At 38.3% G+C, this 20,108-nt stretch carries 18 protein-coding genes; 12 read left to right on the forward strand and 6 right to left on the reverse strand.

Features of this window, described 5'->3' with window-relative positions:
• The first annotated feature begins 1 nt into the window (after position 1).
• Positions 2-583 carry a YceI family protein gene (locus ACZ5WS_RS10920; RefSeq protein ID WP_138605989.1) on the forward strand — a complete coding sequence of 194 codons (582 nt, stop codon included), beginning with the start codon at positions 2-4 and terminating at the stop codon, positions 581-583.
• A gap of 44 nt (positions 584-627) precedes the next feature.
• Here ACZ5WS_RS10920 and ACZ5WS_RS10925 read toward each other — a convergent pair whose 3' ends face one another.
• On the reverse strand, positions 628-1,461 hold the full coding sequence (locus ACZ5WS_RS10925) for a hypothetical protein (RefSeq protein WP_464708622.1): 834 nt from the start codon (positions 1,459-1,461) through the stop codon (positions 628-630).
• A gap of 122 nt (positions 1,462-1,583) precedes the next feature.
• Positions 1,584-1,751, reverse strand: a complete 168-nt coding sequence (locus tag ACZ5WS_RS10930) for a hypothetical protein (RefSeq protein WP_007375427.1) — start codon at positions 1,749-1,751, stop codon at positions 1,584-1,586.
• Positions 1,752-2,164: 413 nt separating this feature from the next.
• Between ACZ5WS_RS10930 and ACZ5WS_RS10935 the strand changes: the two genes are divergently transcribed.
• From ACZ5WS_RS10935 to icd, 5 genes are all read left to right on the forward strand, one after another.
• Positions 2,165-3,100, forward strand: a complete 936-nt coding sequence (locus tag ACZ5WS_RS10935) for an acetoacetate decarboxylase family protein (protein ID WP_464708626.1) — start codon at positions 2,165-2,167, stop codon at positions 3,098-3,100.
• A 20-nt stretch (positions 3,101-3,120) separates the two neighbouring features.
• Positions 3,121-5,370: an NAD(P)-binding protein gene (locus ACZ5WS_RS10940; protein WP_464708628.1), complete on the forward strand. Its 2,250-nt coding sequence runs from the start codon at positions 3,121-3,123 to the stop codon at positions 5,368-5,370.
• 87 nt (positions 5,371-5,457) lie between these two features.
• Positions 5,458-7,728, forward strand: coding sequence for a TonB-dependent receptor (locus ACZ5WS_RS10945; protein ID WP_464708631.1), 2,271 nt, complete (start codon positions 5,458-5,460; stop codon positions 7,726-7,728).
• Positions 7,729-7,756: 28 nt separating this feature from the next.
• Positions 7,757-10,453, forward strand: coding sequence for a 7TM diverse intracellular signaling domain-containing protein (locus ACZ5WS_RS10950; RefSeq protein WP_464708634.1), 2,697 nt, complete (start codon positions 7,757-7,759; stop codon positions 10,451-10,453).
• A 95-nt stretch (positions 10,454-10,548) separates the two neighbouring features.
• Positions 10,549-11,799 (forward strand): NADP-dependent isocitrate dehydrogenase, encoded by a 1,251-nt coding sequence (gene icd / locus ACZ5WS_RS10955; protein ID WP_290167686.1) that lies wholly within the window; start codon positions 10,549-10,551, stop codon positions 11,797-11,799.
• A gap of 12 nt (positions 11,800-11,811) precedes the next feature.
• On the opposite strand, the gene ACZ5WS_RS10960 is transcribed toward icd, so the two are convergent.
• Positions 11,812-12,258, reverse strand: coding sequence for a hypothetical protein (locus ACZ5WS_RS10960; RefSeq protein WP_464708637.1), 447 nt, complete (start codon positions 12,256-12,258; stop codon positions 11,812-11,814).
• 109 nt (positions 12,259-12,367) lie between these two features.
• Positions 12,368-13,315 carry a LysR family transcriptional regulator gene (locus ACZ5WS_RS10965; protein ID WP_198523256.1) on the reverse strand — a complete coding sequence of 316 codons (948 nt, stop codon included), beginning with the start codon at positions 13,313-13,315 and terminating at the stop codon, positions 12,368-12,370.
• A gap of 117 nt (positions 13,316-13,432) precedes the next feature.
• On the opposite strand from ACZ5WS_RS10965, the gene aceK reads away from it, so the two are divergent.
• The 5 genes from aceK (at position 13,433) to lepB (ending at position 17,760) form a co-directional block, all read left to right on the forward strand.
• Positions 13,433-15,223, forward strand: coding sequence for a bifunctional isocitrate dehydrogenase kinase/phosphatase (gene aceK, locus ACZ5WS_RS10970; RefSeq protein ID WP_464708641.1), 1,791 nt, complete (start codon positions 13,433-13,435; stop codon positions 15,221-15,223).
• A gap of 46 nt (positions 15,224-15,269) precedes the next feature.
• A complete protein-coding gene (locus ACZ5WS_RS10975) occupies positions 15,270-15,662 on the forward strand; it encodes a hypothetical protein (protein WP_464711504.1) in 393 nt (130 codons plus the stop codon).
• A 19-nt stretch (positions 15,663-15,681) separates the two neighbouring features.
• Positions 15,682-16,644 carry a zinc-binding dehydrogenase gene (locus ACZ5WS_RS10980; RefSeq protein WP_464708642.1) on the forward strand — a complete coding sequence of 321 codons (963 nt, stop codon included), beginning with the start codon at positions 15,682-15,684 and terminating at the stop codon, positions 16,642-16,644.
• A gap of 87 nt (positions 16,645-16,731) precedes the next feature.
• Positions 16,732-16,986 carry a DUF2999 family protein gene (locus ACZ5WS_RS10985; protein ID WP_008113615.1) on the forward strand — a complete coding sequence of 85 codons (255 nt, stop codon included), beginning with the start codon at positions 16,732-16,734 and terminating at the stop codon, positions 16,984-16,986.
• Positions 16,987-17,109: 123 nt separating this feature from the next.
• Entirely contained in the window at positions 17,110-17,760 is a 651-nt protein-coding gene (gene lepB / locus ACZ5WS_RS10990) for a signal peptidase I (RefSeq protein ID WP_464708643.1), read from the forward strand.
• A gap of 61 nt (positions 17,761-17,821) precedes the next feature.
• Here the strand turns inward: lepB and ACZ5WS_RS10995 are convergent, their stop codons facing one another.
• Positions 17,822-18,562 carry a flagellar brake domain-containing protein gene (locus ACZ5WS_RS10995; protein ID WP_232735506.1) on the reverse strand — a complete coding sequence of 247 codons (741 nt, stop codon included), beginning with the start codon at positions 18,560-18,562 and terminating at the stop codon, positions 17,822-17,824.
• A gap of 423 nt (positions 18,563-18,985) precedes the next feature.
• On the opposite strand from ACZ5WS_RS10995, the gene ACZ5WS_RS11000 reads away from it, so the two are divergent.
• Entirely contained in the window at positions 18,986-19,492 is a 507-nt protein-coding gene (locus tag ACZ5WS_RS11000; RefSeq protein ID WP_464711505.1) for a DUF2937 family protein, read from the forward strand.
• A gap of 8 nt (positions 19,493-19,500) precedes the next feature.
• On the opposite strand, the gene ACZ5WS_RS11005 is transcribed toward ACZ5WS_RS11000, so the two are convergent.
• Positions 19,501-20,046 (reverse strand): Tll0287-like domain-containing protein, encoded by a 546-nt coding sequence (locus tag ACZ5WS_RS11005; protein ID WP_138606015.1) that lies wholly within the window; start codon positions 20,044-20,046, stop codon positions 19,501-19,503.
• Between the last annotated feature and the right edge of the window lie 62 nt (positions 20,047-20,108).

A 20,108-nucleotide genomic window follows, 5' to 3' on the forward strand; every position in this document is an offset into this window, starting at 1 on the left:
AATGAAAAAGTTACTATTAACTTCAGCGTTATCAGCAGCGATGTTTATGACAGCTACCCATGCTAGTGCTGCAGACTATGTTATTGATACCAAAGGAGCACATGCCTTTGTTAATTTTAAAATTAAACATTTAGGTTACAGCTGGTTGCACGGGCGTTTTAACACCTTTGATGGGCAGTTTAACTACGACGCTAAAAATCCAAACGCATCTCAAATTAGTGTAAATATCGACACAACAAGCCTAGATTCAAACCATGCTGAACGAGATAAACACTTACGCGGTGGTGACTTTTTAAATGTAAGCAAATACCCACAGGCTAGCTTTAAAAGTACAGCAATTAAGTTTGATCAAGACGGTGAAGAAGCCACAGTAACCGGTGAGTTTACCCTTCATGGTATTACTAAAACAATTAGTTTTGAAATTGATAAGATTGGTGAAGGTAAAGATCCATGGGGTGGTTACCGTGTTGGTTTTGAAGGTGAAACCAGCTTAAAACTAGCCGATTACGGTATTGATTACGATTTAGGCCCAGCGTCAACGCACGTTGATATTGGTTTATTTATTGAAGGTATTCGTCAATAATACCGTTTTATAGTTAAAGCTAAGCGTTATCACGCTTAGCTTTTTTATTGTAAATGCGCTTCTAATTTTGATTTTAAGTGACTTGGTAACCACCGAGTTAATACTTGTTTATAGTCTTCAGTTTGCTTAATTAGTTTGAGTTGCTGATTGAGTGTGGCAATATCTTCTGCGCCTTGCTCGTTTTTAGTACAGCCAATGTAACCGTAACTAATTTTTGGTGCCTCAGTCAGCATGCGCTGCGTTAAATTGTCACTAAACCCCATCGTTTTTGCTAAATAATAATGCTCACTGGGGTAGCCTAATAAAATATCAATTCGCTCTAAGTTAAGCATATAGGTTAATGTACTGAGGGTATCGCGAGTAGGTCTAATGACAATATTTGTATTAGGTGTGGTATTAATTATTTTATCAATTTCACTGCCGTATGAGCGATTCATCGATACACCCAAGGTGAGCTTTTTATTTACTAATAAATTAGTTAACGACACTGATTTACTGCTTTCAATACCTAGCGAAATGCTCAGCTTTTGATGCATGGCAATAGATGGAGAAAGACCAGCTGTAGAGCTTTGATGCGTGAAATAAACACGTTCTTCTCGATATTTGTTTTTATAAAGTGATAATGCGCATGCATTTGATTGCAGGTTAGCGAGTTCCTGAATAACTTTACCAGAGGGAATAATGATACGTTCAAAGTTAATATGCGGAAGTTGTTGCTCTAATAGCGAAATAATACTTTCATCACGGCCCTGAGATTTATCCGGACCGCTTAAAATATAATAGGGCGCAAAGTCATGCGTTATCCATTTTATTGTTCTGGCATCACACTTTGTGCTTAAAAATACACAGACGAACAGTATTAACCACGAAAACCGCATTTTCACTACAACAAATAAATAAACATGGATTTAAGTGTAGTCAATAATACACCAAAAAGTAAAATGCCAGCATAAAGCTGGCATTTTAATTTATTTATAAGTTAAACACTTATAAATAATAATTAACTGGCTTTCAGCCATTTTACAAATTGACGTGCATCACTTGCTTTTTGAAACAATGCATTTTTCAAACCTTGTGTATCGCTGAAGATTACACGATGTTTGTTAACCGAAATTGATTGCACTGGATGTGCTATTTGGATCATAGATCCGTTATATTTGTATGACATAATAAAACTCACTTTATTTTTGTTATTTATTCTGGGCTTTTTCTTAAAGCACATTACAGATGATAAATAATCTAATTGTGTTTAGCTTCATTACAGTGTTGACGATCTTTATGACACTTTTACGATGATATTAAAAATAAATCATCAAGGTATTAATAGGGGTTCTCGCCGTACAATAACTTAGCTTTTGAATATACGTTTTGCGGGGCTTACTGGATCAGGGTAAAGAGGTTAACCGCTAGGGCTTTTTATAGCCAAGCAGCAATATTACGTCACAACATTTTTCTTTGCAAGCAATTTATTAAAATACTTTGAATTGAGTGGAATTCACATATAGTCATAAATATTAATTCGTAAAGGTCAACAGACCCAAATATATCTGACTATACTCAGTTTTTAACTGAGGGGGTCAAATGAACTCACAATCTGCGCCATATCAACATTTTTTATCTAATCCAATAGCAAAGCCGCCTTGTCGTATGCACAATGCAAATATGTATGGGTTTTTTGCTGAAATAGAATCTAATAAAGCACAAATGTATATTGATTCAACGTTAAACATAGGGGTGGAGGGTAATATTTATTTTAAAATACTTGGCGAGTTTGCACTTATTACATTTACAGATATTGAAAAAATAGCCTCGATGACCCCGCCATTCGATCAGCATGGTTGGATGCAAGAAACAGATATTATCATTTGGTTGCCTGTCGCTAAGGTTGAGGATGAAGATATAACCTACTTATATTGGTATCCAGCGTTTATCTGTGTTAACAACATTTATGCACTTATTAATGGTCGCGAAACATGGGGCTATAATAAGTATTTGTGTGACTACACCATGCCCAGCTGTGTATCGGAGCTATCGAATTTTTCAATATCTTTAGAATGCTTTGAACATTTCTCCCCTGAATCAAAGCTACAAATGCATGAGCTATTTTCAATTACTATAAATTCTAAACACCAAGATAGCGATTTCTTATCTATTATTGATAACTTTGGCGATCAAGTAGCAAATTTGTTTTCTCGCAAACATTTAGATATTGATTTTTCATTATTAAAGCAGTTATTGAGTGGCTTTGTTAATCCACAAATGGCTCAAATTTTGTTAAAACAATTTCCTGATGGCAGTGGCGATTCAGCGGTATACCAGAGCGTAATGCACTCACCTTCAATGATTAAAAAAATACATAGCTTTAAATTTTTGAAACCTGAGTTTACTTTGCATCTTAATAAATTAGATAGTTTTCCACTTGCCGATATGTTTGGTCTAAAGTTAGGTAGTCAAGCGCTGCACTTACCTTTTTATGTGCAAATGGATTTCGACCAGTTAGCCGCAACTAAAATTTAAATTGCTTAGAAGGATTTACCATGAACCAAGAAAAAATCGTGATAATTGGTGGCGGTGTATCGGCTATGACTGCTGCACTGTATTTAACTGAGCAACCTGACTGGCAACAGCATCGAACTATCACAGTATACCAACAAGGCTGGCGTTTGGGTGGTAAAGGAGCAAGTGGTCGAAATGCGGCTAGCGGGCAGCGTATTGAAGAGCATGGCTTACATGTTTGGTTTGGTGCTTATGTAAATAGCTTTAAAACAATAGAAACGGTTTACACTAAATTACAACGGCCAGCCGATTCACCTTTATCTACATGGCAGCAAGCATTAAAACCGCATAGCTTTATAGCCTTAGAAGAATATATTGATGACCAATGGCAAACATGGCCAATTGATTTCCCATTACTTGCAGGGAATCCTGCTGATGGAAGTTTAGATATAACGCCATGGGATTTTATTAAAATGACCCTAGCTTGGCTAAAAAAGTGGATATTTGATTTACAGTCAGCAGCAAAAAAAGCTAATAAAAATATACAGCTAAGTACAAAAAAAACACGAGATCAATCTTTATTACGGCACTTGCACCAACAAATAACAGATTTGGTTGATGATACCGAAGATGCTTGGCAACAATTTGCTGATGATATAAAACAATATTCGAGTGAAGTTGCTTCTACTCCAAGCTTATTAATCAATACATTAAATAAGTTTGCCCACGCCGACAATACATTAAACCCCCAAGTACATGAGAAAAAAGATGGCCTTGTTATTTGGTATATAGTTAGAAAGCTAAAGCGCTGGCTTAATAGCGAAATGATTGAGTTGTTAGACAATAATGCGCAGCTTAGACGATTATATATTTGCGCAGACCTTGCTATCGCAATGCTAGTTGGTTTGGTAAAAGACAAAGTATATCGAGATGGGTTTGAGGTTATAAATAAATTTGATTTTAGGCAATGGCTTATAAGAAATGGGGCAAACGAGCAATACAGTGCTAATTCGGCGCCCATACGAGGGTTTTATGATTTGGTGTTTGCGTACCCTGCGGGTGACCTAAGTAAGCCCAATGTTGAGGCTGGTGTCGCATCACTGGCTATGTTACGCATCGCGCTGTGTTACCGTGGAGGGGTCATGTGGAAAATGCAAGCGGGGATGGGCGATGTCATCTTTGCTCCCTTGTACGAATTACTAAAAAAAAGAGGGGTTAAGTTTGAGTATTTTCATCAATTGCAAAACCTGACTCCCAGCCTAAGTGAGCAAGGAGAGAGTTTTGTCGAGACCGTTGAACTTCAGCAACAAGTTTCTTTGCTCTCAGACGCAGAGTATCAACCACTGGTTAATGTTAAAAAACTACCTTGTTGGCCAAGTGAACCACTTTATGCGCAAATTAATAGTGAACAAGCCGCACTATTAAAGAAGCATGATATTAATTTAGAATCTTTTTGGTCAGACTGGCCGTCTCGATACGAAAACCATTTTGGGCAGCCACTGCCAATAAAAAAATTAAACTACAAAGAAGATTTTGACAGAATTGTGTTGGGTGTATCTGTGGCGTCACTTGAGCACGTATGCCCTTCATTATTAGCGTGGGATACTAAATTTGCAGCACAAGCAAAGCAAGTCAAAACGGTGGCAACCCAAGCTGCCCAACTATGGCTTAATAAAACAGACGAGCAATTAGGCTGGCAATATATTCCAAAGAGTAAAGAAGGCCCAATTCTAAGTGGCTTTAGCGAACCATTTGATACGTGGGCGGCAATGATGAATTTAGTCGACAAAGAGCAATGGCCTACTGATTGTCCTCCTAAAAACATTGCTTATTTTTGCAGTGTTTTTCCTTGTGAGCACTATCCACCAAAAAGTGAACATCAATTTCCTCTACAGGTTAAATCGCAAGTAAAGGTAAACCTAGAAGCAATACTAGAAAAAAACATGCAGTCTTTATGGCCGCTTGCATATCAAAATAATGAGTTTGATTGGTCTGTATTATATGAAATATCGTCATCCGGGGATGAACGATTAAATGCTCAATACTGGCGAGTAAACGTTGACCCAAGTGAGCGTTATGTTTTGTCAGTTGCTGGTTCAAGTAAGTATCGACTGGCGACAGATGAAACAAAATTTACAAACCTTTTTATTACCGGTGACTGGATTAAAACGGGTGTTAATGCCGGTTGTGTTGAAGCGGCTGTTATGGCGGGTATGCAAACAGCCAGAGCAATGGTGGGTTACCCACAACACATTAGTGGCGAAAATGCATTTGCAGTTATCAAAAATTAAAATACTCTTCCAGCACAGCTTTAATCGGTTGATTAGTATATAGTTAAACATGTTGTTTACATTTATTTAGCGCAAAGGTCACGTGAAATGAAAAATAAAGGCAAGCTTCTGAATAAAAATATATGGTTGGTATGCTTACCAGGCTTTTTACTGCCACTGCAGGCGAAAGTAGTGGTAGAGGGTAAAAGTGATGATCAGCCTAATATGGAAATCATTGAGGTTTATGCGCAAAAAAGAGCGCAAAAAATTGAAGAAGTCGGCATTTCTGTAAGCACAATAAAAGGGGACGATCTCAAAGCGCAACAGGTTAAAGACTCAACAGAGTTATCTGTATTTGCCCCAAATTTAAAAATTAGTCAAAACGCAGCGGAAGGCACACCACCAGCGGTTAATATTCGTGGCGTAGGGCTAGTTGATTATAACACCGCTAATACATCGCCGGTGGCGATGTATGTGGATGATATAGCCGTGGGCTCTGCCAGTAACCAAATTGTTAACTTATTTGATATTGAGCAGATTGACATTTTGCGTGGCCCTCAAGGAACTTTATTTGGTCGTAACTCTACTGGCGGGGCTATTTTGATCCGCTCTAAACGCCCTGAGTTTGAACAAAGTGGTTATTTAAGTGCTGGTATTGCCAATAACAACGCGACCAGTGTAGATGCTATGTTTAATTCAGCTATTGGGGTAAACACAGCCGTTCGTGTTGCGCTAAACCATCAAAATTATGATTATTCTACAAACAATATTTTTGCTGATTCACCAACAGCGGGCATGCGGCAAACAAATGGTCGAGTATCTTTTTTAGCTGACTTTGACACTGTGCAGTTTTTGATAAAAGGGCATATTTCCGATTGGGATGGCATAGTTCAGCCTGTTGGCAGTATTGGGGTTATTGCTAATCCGCTGACTGGAGAGCGGTGCTCGCCGGCACAAGCAGGTTCAACCAACTGTTTTGATAACTTTGGATTTAATGATGGCAGTGATGATTTTTATACTGTAAGCGTTAATAATAATTCGCCACATAAAACCGATGGTAAGGGGATTAGTGCCCATGTTAATTGGCAATTGGATACACACAATGAGCTTATTTCACTAACTAGCTATAACAAGTTAAAGCGTGATCATGCCTTTAATTGTGATGGCTCTCCAGCACGCTTATGTGAAGGCAATTTAGGTTTAAATACTGATTTAGTAACGCAAGAGTTTCGGTTGCAATCTCAGCTCGCAGAGCATTTTCTTACAACGGGAATTTATTATGCTGATGAGTCTATTATTCAAGACAATGTAAATGATATTTTGCGAGATTATCGAGGCATTTTAGAGACAGATTTAACCGCTACTTTTTTCTATGATAATAGGATAAAAACAAAGAGCATTGCAGCGTTTACCCAACTTGACTATCAATTAAACCAAGATTGGCTAATTACCGCTGGGCTTCGTTATTCTTATGAGTCTTTAGATTACGACTCATCATCCCAGCTTAATATTATTTTAGACCCTAACGATTTAACCGGAGTTAAGGTGCCATTTTATCGTGTTCAGGGAGAGCAATCAGATAATGGCATTTCTGGTCAGTTGGCTGTGAACGTTAAGCTGGATGATGCGACCTATGCCTATTATCGATTTGCTAATGGCGCAAAAAGCGGAGGCTATAACGGGGGGTTTTTATCATCGGTTGAACAAGCACAGCTTGCTGATTATCAAAAAGAACGATTGAACTCACATGAAATTGGCTCAAAGTCTTGGTGGCCACAGTTGGGCATGCGATTTAATTGGGCTGCATTTTATTATGATTATAATGACCAACAGGTGTTTATGAATCAGCCTTCAGTATCTGATCAGAGCCCGCCTATTCAATTATTAGAAAATGTGGCAGATTCGACTATATATGGCCTAGAGGCTGATTTTGAGTATTGGCTGACCGGTGATTTGAATGTTAAGTTTGCTATGGGTTATATACCCCATGCAGAGTTTGAAGAATATGTTGATCCTTTAGGTAACGCATTATCAGATAATCGCTTGCCGTTTACCTCAAAATGGAACCTCAGTGCAGGCATTGAATACACGCACGTGCTGGCTAATCACCCACTAACAACGCAATTATTAGTTGATTATCAATCCGACTATTATTTTGATCAGAATCAAAACCCTTATGCGATGCAAGATGGCTATAGTATTTTTAATGCAAACATACATTATCAACATGATAACTGGGCGATTGCTATTTGGGGGAAAAACCTCTTTGGTACGCAATATAGTCACTTAAAATTTGATTTAAGCTCTTTCCTTGGCATGCTTGAAGACTTTAAAGGTGAAGGCAGACGTTTTGGTTTAGATGTTAGTTATCAGTTTTAATTTTAGTCTTTAAATTAAGGTGCGAAGTATGCCAATGAAGGCAGTTCTAAAGCTATTTTTATATTGTGTATTTTTGTGCTTTAGCAATTTAGCGCCGGCAGATACACTCGCTCCTATTGTTTATACTTTAAAACAACAAGATACTGATTTGCTCGGTCAGGGTCATGTATTTCAGGTAACGAGTGGTACTTTTCCCCGTAACCACAGTGAAATAGAAATGTGGCTTGAAGATAAACAACCACAATCAAGAACATCGTTTTTTGGTGGTAGTTTTTGGTTTGTCATAGCACTTGAAAATAAAACAGATTTAGATGAACTGGTGCTCTATCCGTATAACACGTTACTTTCAAAAATCGAAACCCGGATTTATGATATATCGAACTTTGATGAACCAATAAAGCTGTATGTCACTGGGGGGGGTTACCCAAATGAGTTTGCATTTCACTATGGGAATAAAGTTAAGCTGACGCCTAATCGTTCTTACGTATTAATTGCAAAATTTCAAAGTGAATATTTTTATACTCCACCAAAATTAGTGCTTTCATCTTATGACGATTTTTTTGTAAGAAAAACCTCAGACAACATGATTATGTTGCTGTGCTTTGGGGTTGGTATTGCGTTAGGTTTATACAATTTTCTTATTTACTTGGGTGATAGAGATAAAACCCATTTGTACTACGCCATGTTCACAGCATGCTGGGTGTTGGCTTGGAGTCAGTTTTTTCATATACCGGATCAAATTTTTGGTTTTTACAATGCCCATTTTCATTGGTTAGGCTTTACTTTAATTCCCATCACAAATATTTTATTTTTTAACAGCTTACTTAAATTAAAAGACACGTCTCCTAAGTTATCTCGATTATCAATCTACTTAGGCATTGTTGCCACCGCAGGCGCACCTTTTGCAATGGTTTGGCCTGGTTTTGGCTTTATTTGGGCCACTTTAGTAACAGGGGCAACTTTATCTCTAGGTATGGTTGTTGGTATACGAAGCTGGATCAGTGGCTTTAAACCAGCTCGCTATTTTGTTCTCGCCTATTTGGCTATGGCCATTCCTAATATGGTTGGCAATTTAACTAATCTAGGACTTATTGAGCCAATAAAAATGGATCTCTATTTACTTGGACTTATTGGCACAGCGCTCGATGCAGTATTACTTGCTTTTGCTGTCGCAAATAAATTCAGTATTTTGCATCATCAGAATGTTGAACTGACTAAAAATTTGGAACACAAGGTCGAACTGCGTACCCAAGAGTTACAACAATTGGCGGAAGAGCTTCGTGATGCAAGTGAAGCTAAAAGTCGATTTTTAGCTAACATGAGCCATGAGATCCGCACCCCAATGACATCCATTATTGGTTATGCTGATGGGATAATTTTAGGTGATATACAGCCTCATGAAAGAAATCATGGGATCAGGGTGATTTTGCAAAACAGTCGTCATGTACTTGGGCTAATTAACGATATTTTGGATATGTCGAAAATTGAGGCTAACCGTTTAGAGATAGAATTAGTTGAAACGGATTTGTTTGCCACTATTGCTGAAATTGAATCATTACTAGGAAAGCAAATCCGCGATAAAGGCTTAAAATTCAAAGTTGATTATCAATTTCCATTACCAGATTGGATAGTCTCAGATCCAACTCGACTTAGGCAAATATTATTAAATTTAGCAACCAATGCACTTAAATTTACTACCCAGGGCTACATAATGCTGACGGTGAGTTGCAATCAAAAGCAACTAATAATTAAAGTTGAAGACACCGGTATTGGTATGACCGAAAGCGAGCAAAAAGACCTATTTACTCCCTTTCACCAAGCTGACTCGTCAATTTCTCGTAAATACGGTGGTACTGGACTTGGCTTAAATATATCAAAAAGCTTAGCAAATAAACTAAATGGCGATATTACTGTATTTTCTGTGGTAGGTAGGGGTAGCGAGTTTTGCTTTACTATGGAGTTAAATACAACTGAACATACACAATGGGTTAACGCATTTGACGATATACGTAAACCACAAACCAAAGAGCTATTTTTAAATAATAGTCAGCGAAATTTAGTGGGTAGAGTACTTGTGGCTGAAGACCATCCAGAAAATCGTCAGCTTATTAAGCGAATTTTAGAGCGGATGGGGTTAACCGTTGTCGCTGTTGAAAATGGTCGAGATGCAGCGCAAGCAGCGATGGATGAAAGCTTCGACTTAATTTTATTAGATATTCAAATGCCAATTATGGATGGTGAGCAAGCAATTAAGATTATACAAGCAACAGGGGTAACAACACCCATTGTGGCGCTCACTGCTAACACGATGAAGCATGAAATTGATCGCTATTTAAAACAAGGTTTTACTGATCATATTGCCAAACCTATAGATAGAAGCTGTTTTAGTAGTAAAATTGCAAGTTATCTTGATATTGATATATGCGAGAACATTAAGCTACCCGATGAGGAGTTTGCACTACTCAAGCAGGAATATATTAAAGGGTTAAATAAACAAAAAGACACGTTAGTGTCTCAATTTAAGCAGGGTGATATAACGGGTTTTGCACGCAGCGTGCATATGATCAAAGGAACGGCTGGAATGTTTGAATGCAAAGCTTTGCATAAACAGGCTGTTGATTTTGAAACAAACTTAAAGTCTTCACCTGACGCTTTCGACATACAACAAGTTGAGGCTCTACTCAATGCGATTGACGTTATTTTAACCGTTAAAAAAGCACCTTAAATTTTACATTTTATCGTTGAATAACCGCTATACGCTTTGTTATGAAGACAAGTAGGGTTATGCATGCTTAAATATATTCTCTTGTAGGAGGACGTATGCAGTATCAACATATTAAGGTGCCAGACAATGGCGACAATATTCACATTGATGATCAAGGACAGTGGCATATACCCAAGCAACCTATTATTGCCTATATTGACGGTGATGGGGTTGGTTTAGATGTGATGCCAGTAATGCGTCAAGTAGTGGATGCTGCCATAGAGCATTGTTATGGCAAGGAACGTAAGATACATTGGATGCAGGTGTATAATGGTGAACAAGCGGCCAAGCTTTATGATGGTGACTGGTTCCCTCAAGAAACCATTAATGCGGTACGTGAATGCAAAATTGCTATAAAAGGGCCGCTAACCACACCTTTAGGCGGCGGGTTTCGCTCTCTTAATGTTGCGCTTCGCCATGAAATGGATTTATTTGTTAATATGCGCACTATAAAAGGCTTTAGTGCTTTACCCACGCCATTAAAAAACCCTTTTACCACTAATATTACTGTGTTGCGCGATAGCAGTGAAGACGTATATTCAGGAATTGAATGGCAGGCGGGGAGTGTTGAAAGTGAAAAAGTGCTCGATTTTTTGTGTGAAGAAATGGGCGTAACCCGTCTTCGTTTCGCTCAAGAGTGTGGTATAGGGATTAAAAATATATCTAAAGAAGGGTCAGAGCGATTAATACGCTTTGCCATTAATTATTCCCTTAAAAATGAGAGAGAGTCACTTACGTTAGTGCACAAAGGTAATGTTCTTAAATTTACCGATGGGGCGTTTAAACGCTGGGGCTTTGCGCTCGCAAAACAAGAATATAATGCCAAAGAACATGAAAATGGGCGTTGGCTTGAAATAGAACGAACCGATTTACCCCCCTTGATTATTAAAGAAGTAATTGCCGATAATATGTTGCAGCAATGCTTGATGGATCCTGCGCAATTTGATGTGGTGGCTACCACAAATCAAAATGGTGACTTTTTAGCCGATATGCTCAGTGCACAGGTTGGGGGGGTAGGGATTATGCCTGCCGCCAATTTAAATACAGAGGTGGCTTTTTTTGAGCCGACCCATGGCACGTTCGAGCGAATAGCTGGTCAAGATAAGGCAAACCCAAGTAGTAGCTTATTAAGCGCGGTGCTAATGCTAAAATTTATGGGATGGGATGAAGCGGCACGTTTAATCGAAAACGCCTTAGAAACTACATTTGCCAGTGGCCAGGTAACTTTTGATTTGGCTCATTCAAATCATAACTCGACAACCTTAAGCTGCAAACAATTTGCTAGTAAGGTTATCGAGCACTTTTAAACGACTGCATTGTTAAGCTGCTGAAGCGTTAGCGGTTGCTTGACGATGAACACATGGACGCTCTGTTAGCTCTGCTGCTCTGTGATAAAGCTCATGTGCACTTGGCTCGTCACATACAGTGCCACTGAGCGTATCCATTAACGCAACTACAATAATGGCTGGTACTTGACAGCAGTATTCATCTAATACAGCTTCGGTTGTTTGTGCATCAACATGGCAATGAGGATGGCTTTTACGTTGATAGGCACTTAATAAAGTGTTTACGTCAAGAGTATCGTTTTCTTGATGTTTATTTTTACGACACTTACAGCCGAATTCATCAACTAATGTGGCAAGTGACTGGTAAACGTGACCCGTCTCAAGCGGCGTATTTGGGCATAATTGTTGTTCAATGAATTGATGTAAATTTGCATCAATGAATAACCCGTCTTGTTGTGTGAAGCTTGCTGATGTTTGCATAATTATTACTCTTAGTTTGTTGGCTTAACTTCACTGTAGCGCTAAGTGTAATATTAATGAAATTGTTGTTTTCAATAATTGATATTGATTTAATCAATATTTTTATATGTTACCTATCAACCACTGTATTTGCGAACGCCAATAACTCACGTCTAAGCCATTGATGCGCTGGTGTGTGGTGTAATAACGGGCTCCATATCATTTTTACTTCTATAGGGACAACTTGAAATGGTACTGGGCTAATCACTAAATTAGTGTGACTGGTTAATAGTTTTGCTTGACGACGGGGTAGCGTTGCTATGAGTTGCTCAGATTGACACAGTAAGCTGGCAATCATGTAATGGCGAGTGAATACGCGTATTTTACGGGTTTGTTCTAATTGCCACAAAGCTTCATCTACCCAGCCTAATTTTTGTTTTCCTGACTTATTGGTTACTGCGGGTTCTGGCCCCCAGCCTGCGCGGTTAACCCATATATGCTCGCTTTGTAGATATTGATTTAAGTGAGCATCCGTTAAAAAAGCATTATTTGGATGGGTTAAACAACAATAATTATCTCGCCATACAGTCGCTTGATGAAAAGAGCGCGGCAGACCATTAAAGCGATTTATTGCCAAATCAATTGTGCCTTTTTCCATATCTTGTAAATTTACATCGCTGGGGCTTAGCACATCAAAGTCAATGCCTGGGTTTTTAGCTAGTTGTTCGCAAATAAAGGGGGCGATGAGGGTCGATTCTAAATAATCGTTTGCCATAATACGAAATGTAACTTGCGCAGTTGCTGGGTTAAACTGCTCACTTGGCTGAGTGATCTCCTCTGCCATTTTAAGCAGTGCTTCAATTTCAGGTTTGAGCGACAGTGCTTTGGCTGTGGGAGTCATAGAGCCCGCAGCTCGCACCAGCAAAGGATCATCAAATAAATCTCTTAAACGTTTTAACGCATTACTCATCGCAGGTTGGGTTAAAGCAAGCTTATTAGCTGCTTTTGATACGCTTTTTTCATCTATTAATACATTTAAATAGACGAGTAAATTGAGGTCGACATTTCTTATATTCATATGATCAATTTTATTTATTTGCTGTATTAATTACCTAAATTAAAGTGTGCTTGCTAAGGTGTAAACCTCTAATAAAAAATAATCAGCATAATTGCTAAAAATAGAAGCGCCTAAATCATGCCAAGTACGCCATTAACCTCTCAACATAATTCGGTACAATCCGTGGTCGCCACTAAGTTAGCCCGAGCGATATTTGCAGGCTTTGAGGCTATGTTTGCACAATTTTTAAATATCACCTTAGGAGCACAAAGTCGCTTTGAACAACGCCAGTATCATGAGGTGCAAGCAGCAATGCGAGAGCGCTTACAAGTGTATGAACGCTTAGTAAAGCAAGTAAGTGAAGCCGTTAGAGTGATTGCTTATGATGAATTGGGTTGCCCTCAAACATGGCAGCGGGCAAAAAATATTTATGGTGAGATGGTAAAAGAGCATGAAAACCAACCCATTGCGCATACATTTTTTAATTCTACTTTTGGCGCTATTTGGGATGATAAAAAAATTCGCACAGTTCACTTATTTGTATTAAAAGCAAAATACCGAGGACAGCCGCGCTCCTATGAAGGGCTTGTAAGTCGTATCTCCTTAAAAGAAGGGTTTGATCAGGCAATTAAAGCCTTATTAAATGAGCAAGTGTTTAGAGTCCCCTTTAAAGATTTAAGTAGTGATTTAACTAAGCTACAAGCAACGTTAACGCAAGGTGCTCAGCAGCAATGTCGACAAGTATACGAATTAATAAACTTAAATGACGGTTATATTGAATACGCTAATTCGCATTTTTATCGTAATAAGGCGTGTTATGTCATAGGGCGATGTATTGCCAAAAATGGCGATAACATGCCCTTTGCAATTGCTATTTTAAATACCCTCGATGGGCTTACAATTGATGCTGTAATGATGGGGGCTGATCAACTTAGTTTATTATTTGGCTTTGCACGTACCTATTTTATGGTAGATACCGACCAACCTGCTCGTTATGTTGATTACCTCAGTGTGTTAATGCCTCACAAACAACGTTTTGAATTATTTAATGCGATTGGTTTTATTAAACATGCAAAAACCGAATTTTATCGTTATAAAGTAGATACGACTAAAAGTAGTCCCGAAGAATACACGTACCATCTAGCGCCAGGGACTCCGGGTATGGTGATGTTAGTTTTTACCATTGACGGCCTTGATTATGTATACAAGGTAATAAAAGATAAGTTTAGTGCCCCAAAAACAGCAACTAAACAACAAGTAAAAGATAAATATAACTTTGTAAAACAAGCTGACAGAGTAGGGCGCTTAGTCGATACTCATGAATTTAGATACCTTGCATTTGACTTAAGCCGTTTTAGTGATGAACTGCTAATACAAATGAAAAAACACATTGGCGATAGCTTAGTCATTTCCGGCAAAGCCTTAATACTAAAGCATGTTTACGTTGAGCGAAAAATGACACCGCTCAACCTGTATATCAATCAATGTAATAGTAAATCACTTCAGCAAGTGATGCTTGATTATGGTAAAGCGATAAAAGAGCTTGCCAGTGCAAATATTTTTGCTGGTGACATGCTGATGAAAAACTTCGGCGTAACACGTTGGGGGCGAATAGTATTTTATGATTATGATGAAATTTGCCCTCTCACCGATTGCAATTTTAGAGACGTGCCAAATACACAAAACGCGTTAGAAGAATTAAGCTCACACAGCTATTTTGATATTGACCAAAATGATATATTTCCCAGTCAATTTAAAGTGTTTTTTAGTGCCAGTAACAGTGCGTTTAACCACTTTAATCATTACCATAGTGATTTATTTACGGCAAAGTACTGGCAAATGATCCAGCAAGGAATTGAGCAAGGCCAGCTTCCGGATGTATACCCTTATAAGCAAAGTTGGCGTTTTAATACTATGTCAGTAAATTAACGCTGAGTTGGTTTCTTCAGGCACAGTTAACACGATAAGGATTATGATGAAATTTACTATATTCGCTTGCTTAGTTTTATTGCCATACTCTGTATTTGCCAATCCCCTATTAGGTACGTGGGAGTTTGTTCAAGGAAAATACGCGGAAGAAGATGGGTTTGTCAGCGCTAAAGCCCCAGAGATAACTTCAATCAAATTAGTAACAGCAACACATTTTAGCTATATCACAGAAAAAAATGGCCAATTTAGTTATGCTGGTGGTGGCCAGTACCAATTAACCGATGGGCAATTCATTGAAACCTTTGAGTATGGCAATATTGCATCATTGATGGGTAAAACCATGGCTTTTGATTATAAAGTTGAAGGGAATTTGTGGCATCATTCTCTTACAGAAAATGGCCAGCTAGTTGAAGCCGAAGTGTGGCGAAAAATCAAATAAACTCAATACAAGGAGACTTATGCAGTACATTTCACATCATGAGCAGCAGTTAGCGTTTTCGAAAACCGATAAACCGAAGGTTAACAATAATGAAGTGCTGGTAAAAGTGGCAGCGATTGGGGTTAACCGCGCTGATTGTATGCAGCGTCAAGGTAAGTATCCTGCTCCTGAAGGAGATAGCCCTATTTTAGGACTTGAGTGTGCAGGCACCGTGTGTGAGCTTGGCAGTGAGGTAGACCCTAAATGGCTCGGTAAGCGTATTTTTACTTTATGTGCTGGTGGCGCTTACAGTGAATACGTCGCAGTAGATGCGCAGCAGTTAATGATATTGCCTGATCATATCTCTATGGCGCAAGGTGCTGCTATAAGCGAAGTGTATTTAACAGCCTTTGGTGCGCTATTTGAATTAGGCAAGTTACAATCAGGGCAAACGGCGCTTATTCATGCCGGTGCCAGTGGTGTTGGTGGGGCTGCTATTCAAATGGCAAAAAGTGCTGGTGCACAAGTAGTGATTACCGCAGGTTCGGATGAAAAATGTGAACATGCTAAAAGGTTGGGTGCTGACCACGTAATTAATTATAAAACCACTGATTTTGTTGAGTATATGAAATCACATAAGCTCACTGCAAACACAATTGTTGACCCTGTTTCTGGTAGCTATTTAAATAAAAATGCCATGGTGGCCGCAATGGATTGTCAGATTATTATGCTGGCATTTTTAGACGGGCGCTTTGCAGAGGTAGACTTTGCACGTTTATTACAAAAGCGGATTTCGTTTCATGCATCAACACTTCGTAATCGCAGTATTGAGTTTAAACGCGCTCTGAGAGATGCATTTGTCGCGCGTTTTTATGATGATATTGCCAACGAGAACTATGACTTTAATATTTATAAAACTATGCCATGGCAGCAAGCCAGTGAGGCTCATGCCATTTTAGAGGGTAATGAAAACTCAGGTAAAGTTGTGCTACTGGTTGAATGATATAAGCAAGCAGAGCGGGATTAATATTGTTAATTAGGCTGTGCGCCCATATAATTTAGTGAACACTATAAAATATTAAGGCAAATAATGAATCCAATTATTGCAATATTAAAAGAGCACAACGTCAGTGATGAAAAAGTAGCCGCGTTGTTTGAAGCATTTACCCAAAACCCAATGATGGCTATGGCATTAGTGCAAGAGCTGGGTATACCACCAGAAAAACTTCAGCAATTAATGGCTGTGGTGATGACTCAACCGCATTTGATTAAAGAAGCTACTGATGAATTAGGGCTTGATTTTGCAAAAGTACAAGAAGCGAAAGACAAGTTAAATCAGCAGTAAACCATCTTTAGAGACATGTTCTATACATGTCTCTATCATTAAACATGTTTTGTTACACACTCCTTTGAACGGCTCTGCGTTTATACAGTCAAATAAATACTTAACCCATAGCAGAGAAAAAACATGAAGCGACTTTATAAATTTTGGAAAAATAATCGCTCTTTAATTGTATTCATTATTTTAATGAGTGTATTTCGTAGTGCCGTCGCCGATTGGTACGAAATACCAACAGGTTCGATGAAACCGACTATTGAAGAAGGCGACCGAATCCTTACCGATAAATTGGCGTATGATTTACGTATACCATTCACGCATGTATCCCTGTTGAGAATGGCGGACCCACAAACTGGTGATATTATTGTATTTGACTCGAAAGTAGCGGATAACCGATTGATCAAGCGCGTAATAGGTGTACCTGGAGATACTATTGTACTTAAAAATAATCAACTCATAATCAATGGTAAAAAGCTTAATTACACACATTTGCAAAGTAATACGACTTCTTCAGATAAAATAGAAAACTTAAATGGTTATAAGCATTCAATCCGCGTTAGTAATACACGATCACGTTTATCGAGCTTTGATGAAATAACAATTCCTGAACATTACTATTTAGCTATGGGTGATAACCGCGATAATAGTGCCGATTCTAGAGTGATAGGGCTCATCCCACGTGATGAACTACTAGGTAAAGCCGAGCGTGTGATTGTATCGCTTGATTACGATAACTATTACTTACCTAGGACAGAGCGGTTCTTAAAACCTTTAGAGTAATAAAACAGTGGGTATGAAGGCTAACCAAGCATATGTTAGCCTTAATTCGTTTGTGGTTTTTCTAATCTATATCAATTGAATACGCTTCGAGTAGCTCATTTAGCTTCGTTTGCTCTGATGCATCAAACTCGATACCAACACTTAGGCGATTACCCTTCATTTGATTATTTCTGATATAGGACGTGACTATGACAGACTTATTGTCTATTGGTGACAAAATATGCACAAATACTTGGCGTTTTTTTAGCGCAACAAATCCAGAGCTCACATGTATCGCAAAGCGGCAGCCACTGGGTGAAATATCAATGATTAACCCATGCAATAAGCTCTTACTATCGGCGTCTACATCACCTTTGTGTAAACTTATTTTAGCTGGGATATGAGTTGGTAGCCTGCTTGTTTCTCGCAGCTGACGGCTTTCAATTTTTTTAGGGTAAGCTAAATAAATTAATCGTTCTGGGCGAAATGAAATTGCTAATATGCTGGTTGAAAAAGCCACACATTCACCGCGTTCATCTTCAATGATATAACGGACAATAGCGCCATTGCCTTCAACTAAAATATCGCTGTAATCGTTCTTACCTGCTTGAGCAGGGTATTTTAATATTAAATATTTACCGGTGTCATAGCCAATTAAAGTAAGCTTAAAGCGAACTTGAATAGGGTTGTTAAATTGTATATCGATCATCTTTCCAGGAAGTAAATCGAGGAAAAACTTCTTTTGGTCTTCGGTTGGATTATCTTCAACAGTGGTGTTATTGTTATTCGTTTCCACAAACTCTTTCTCAATATTAACAGACACTTAATTATCTTTTAATATAGTGTAAAAATCACTAGAATTAAAGGGGGGATTTAGGAGAGGTAATTAATACTTTATGCTGGTTATAGTGAGTTTTTTCAGTTATAAGCTCCGGTTTATCTATAAAGCTGTTGCTATTTTGGCAACATTAAAGTAAAGAGCATACCTATAACACTTCAAGCGCTTTGCTATTGAAGCCATACCTATATAAACTTTATCACGTTAAGTATTATGGTTTTTGAGCTTATGTAGAGAATACTAGTGCTTGCAAAGCGATTGAGCAAAGGGTGATGGTACCACCTATCTACAATACTACTTAATTATTATATTGTGACATACCTAGGTCCTTGCAAATTTAACCTCAAAAGGTCAACTGGCCTTAAACACCATCTAAACGTTTAAATCAAAGTAGCACAAAGGATGATGATGATCGTTAACATACTTGATAAATTAATATTTGCTTGTGCTTTTATTATTTCATTGCAACTACCGCAGTTGAGTGATCATTACCAACAACATTTAGCGGGCTTGTATCATGCGACAAAGTGGCAAGTTGATGGCTATGCAAACACAGCAAAGCAATATAAATTTTCTAGTACACAAGCAATGATAAACCGTCATTTAGCAAATACTGAACCGAGTGTTAGGGCAGATGCAGAACAAAAACAGCAAACCTTGATGCTATTTGCTGACTTAAATCAAGGTATGAAGCTATTCGAGCAAGGTAATTTAGTGCAAAAATTGCTGTATATATTCTCCCCTGAGCGTTTCGACAGATTACAAAATACACTTGATAACTTTAAGTTAGGTATTCCTTTAACCACCAGTGCGTTATTGTTTGCGCTAATATTAGCTATCATATTAAATCAGCTCGTAATGTTGCCGTATACTTTATATGTTGCCCACAAAAAACGAAACGCAGCGAGTGCTTAATGACGTAATTACTGTTGGTGCTTTTTAATCGGCTTTTTAACGATAAAGGCGCCACGAATGTCACCCAGTTTAAAATCAGTTGCCTGATCATTAGGGTATAAAGTCGCTATTTTTTTAGAAACTGCGGGGGCAATGTGACTGCCATGACATGCCAAACACGCTTTTTGAGTAGGGATCGCTTTTACAAAATACCAGCCATCCGGTCTTTGCTCTTGATATTCTATGCTTGCTATAGGCTCGCCATTGAGCTTACGTTGTTCAAAGTTTAATAAAACATTTTTGAGCCATGCATCGGGTTGATTATCTGAGTTACGAGTTTTTAACGCGCTGCGGCTAACTTGCCACTTACTATTGCTGTGTTGTGAAGCAATAGCGGGTGCTGCTATATTGCATACACTTATTGCCGCTAGTGGGCCGCTTTGCTTCATAGTACTAACCAGTACCTGTTTTAAATCAGTTGAAAATGCCTTGATGGTTTGTCGTGCCTCGTCGGTATTGTTAGCAAAAGCAGCGGATGAAATAAATAAACTGGAAAAAAGTAAAATAATGCGCATAATACACCTCTATATATTAGTAATATCTAATATACAGATGAACTGGTGTTTTTCAACTAAAT

Source organism: Pseudoalteromonas sp. 11L1, from assembly GCF_055397545.1.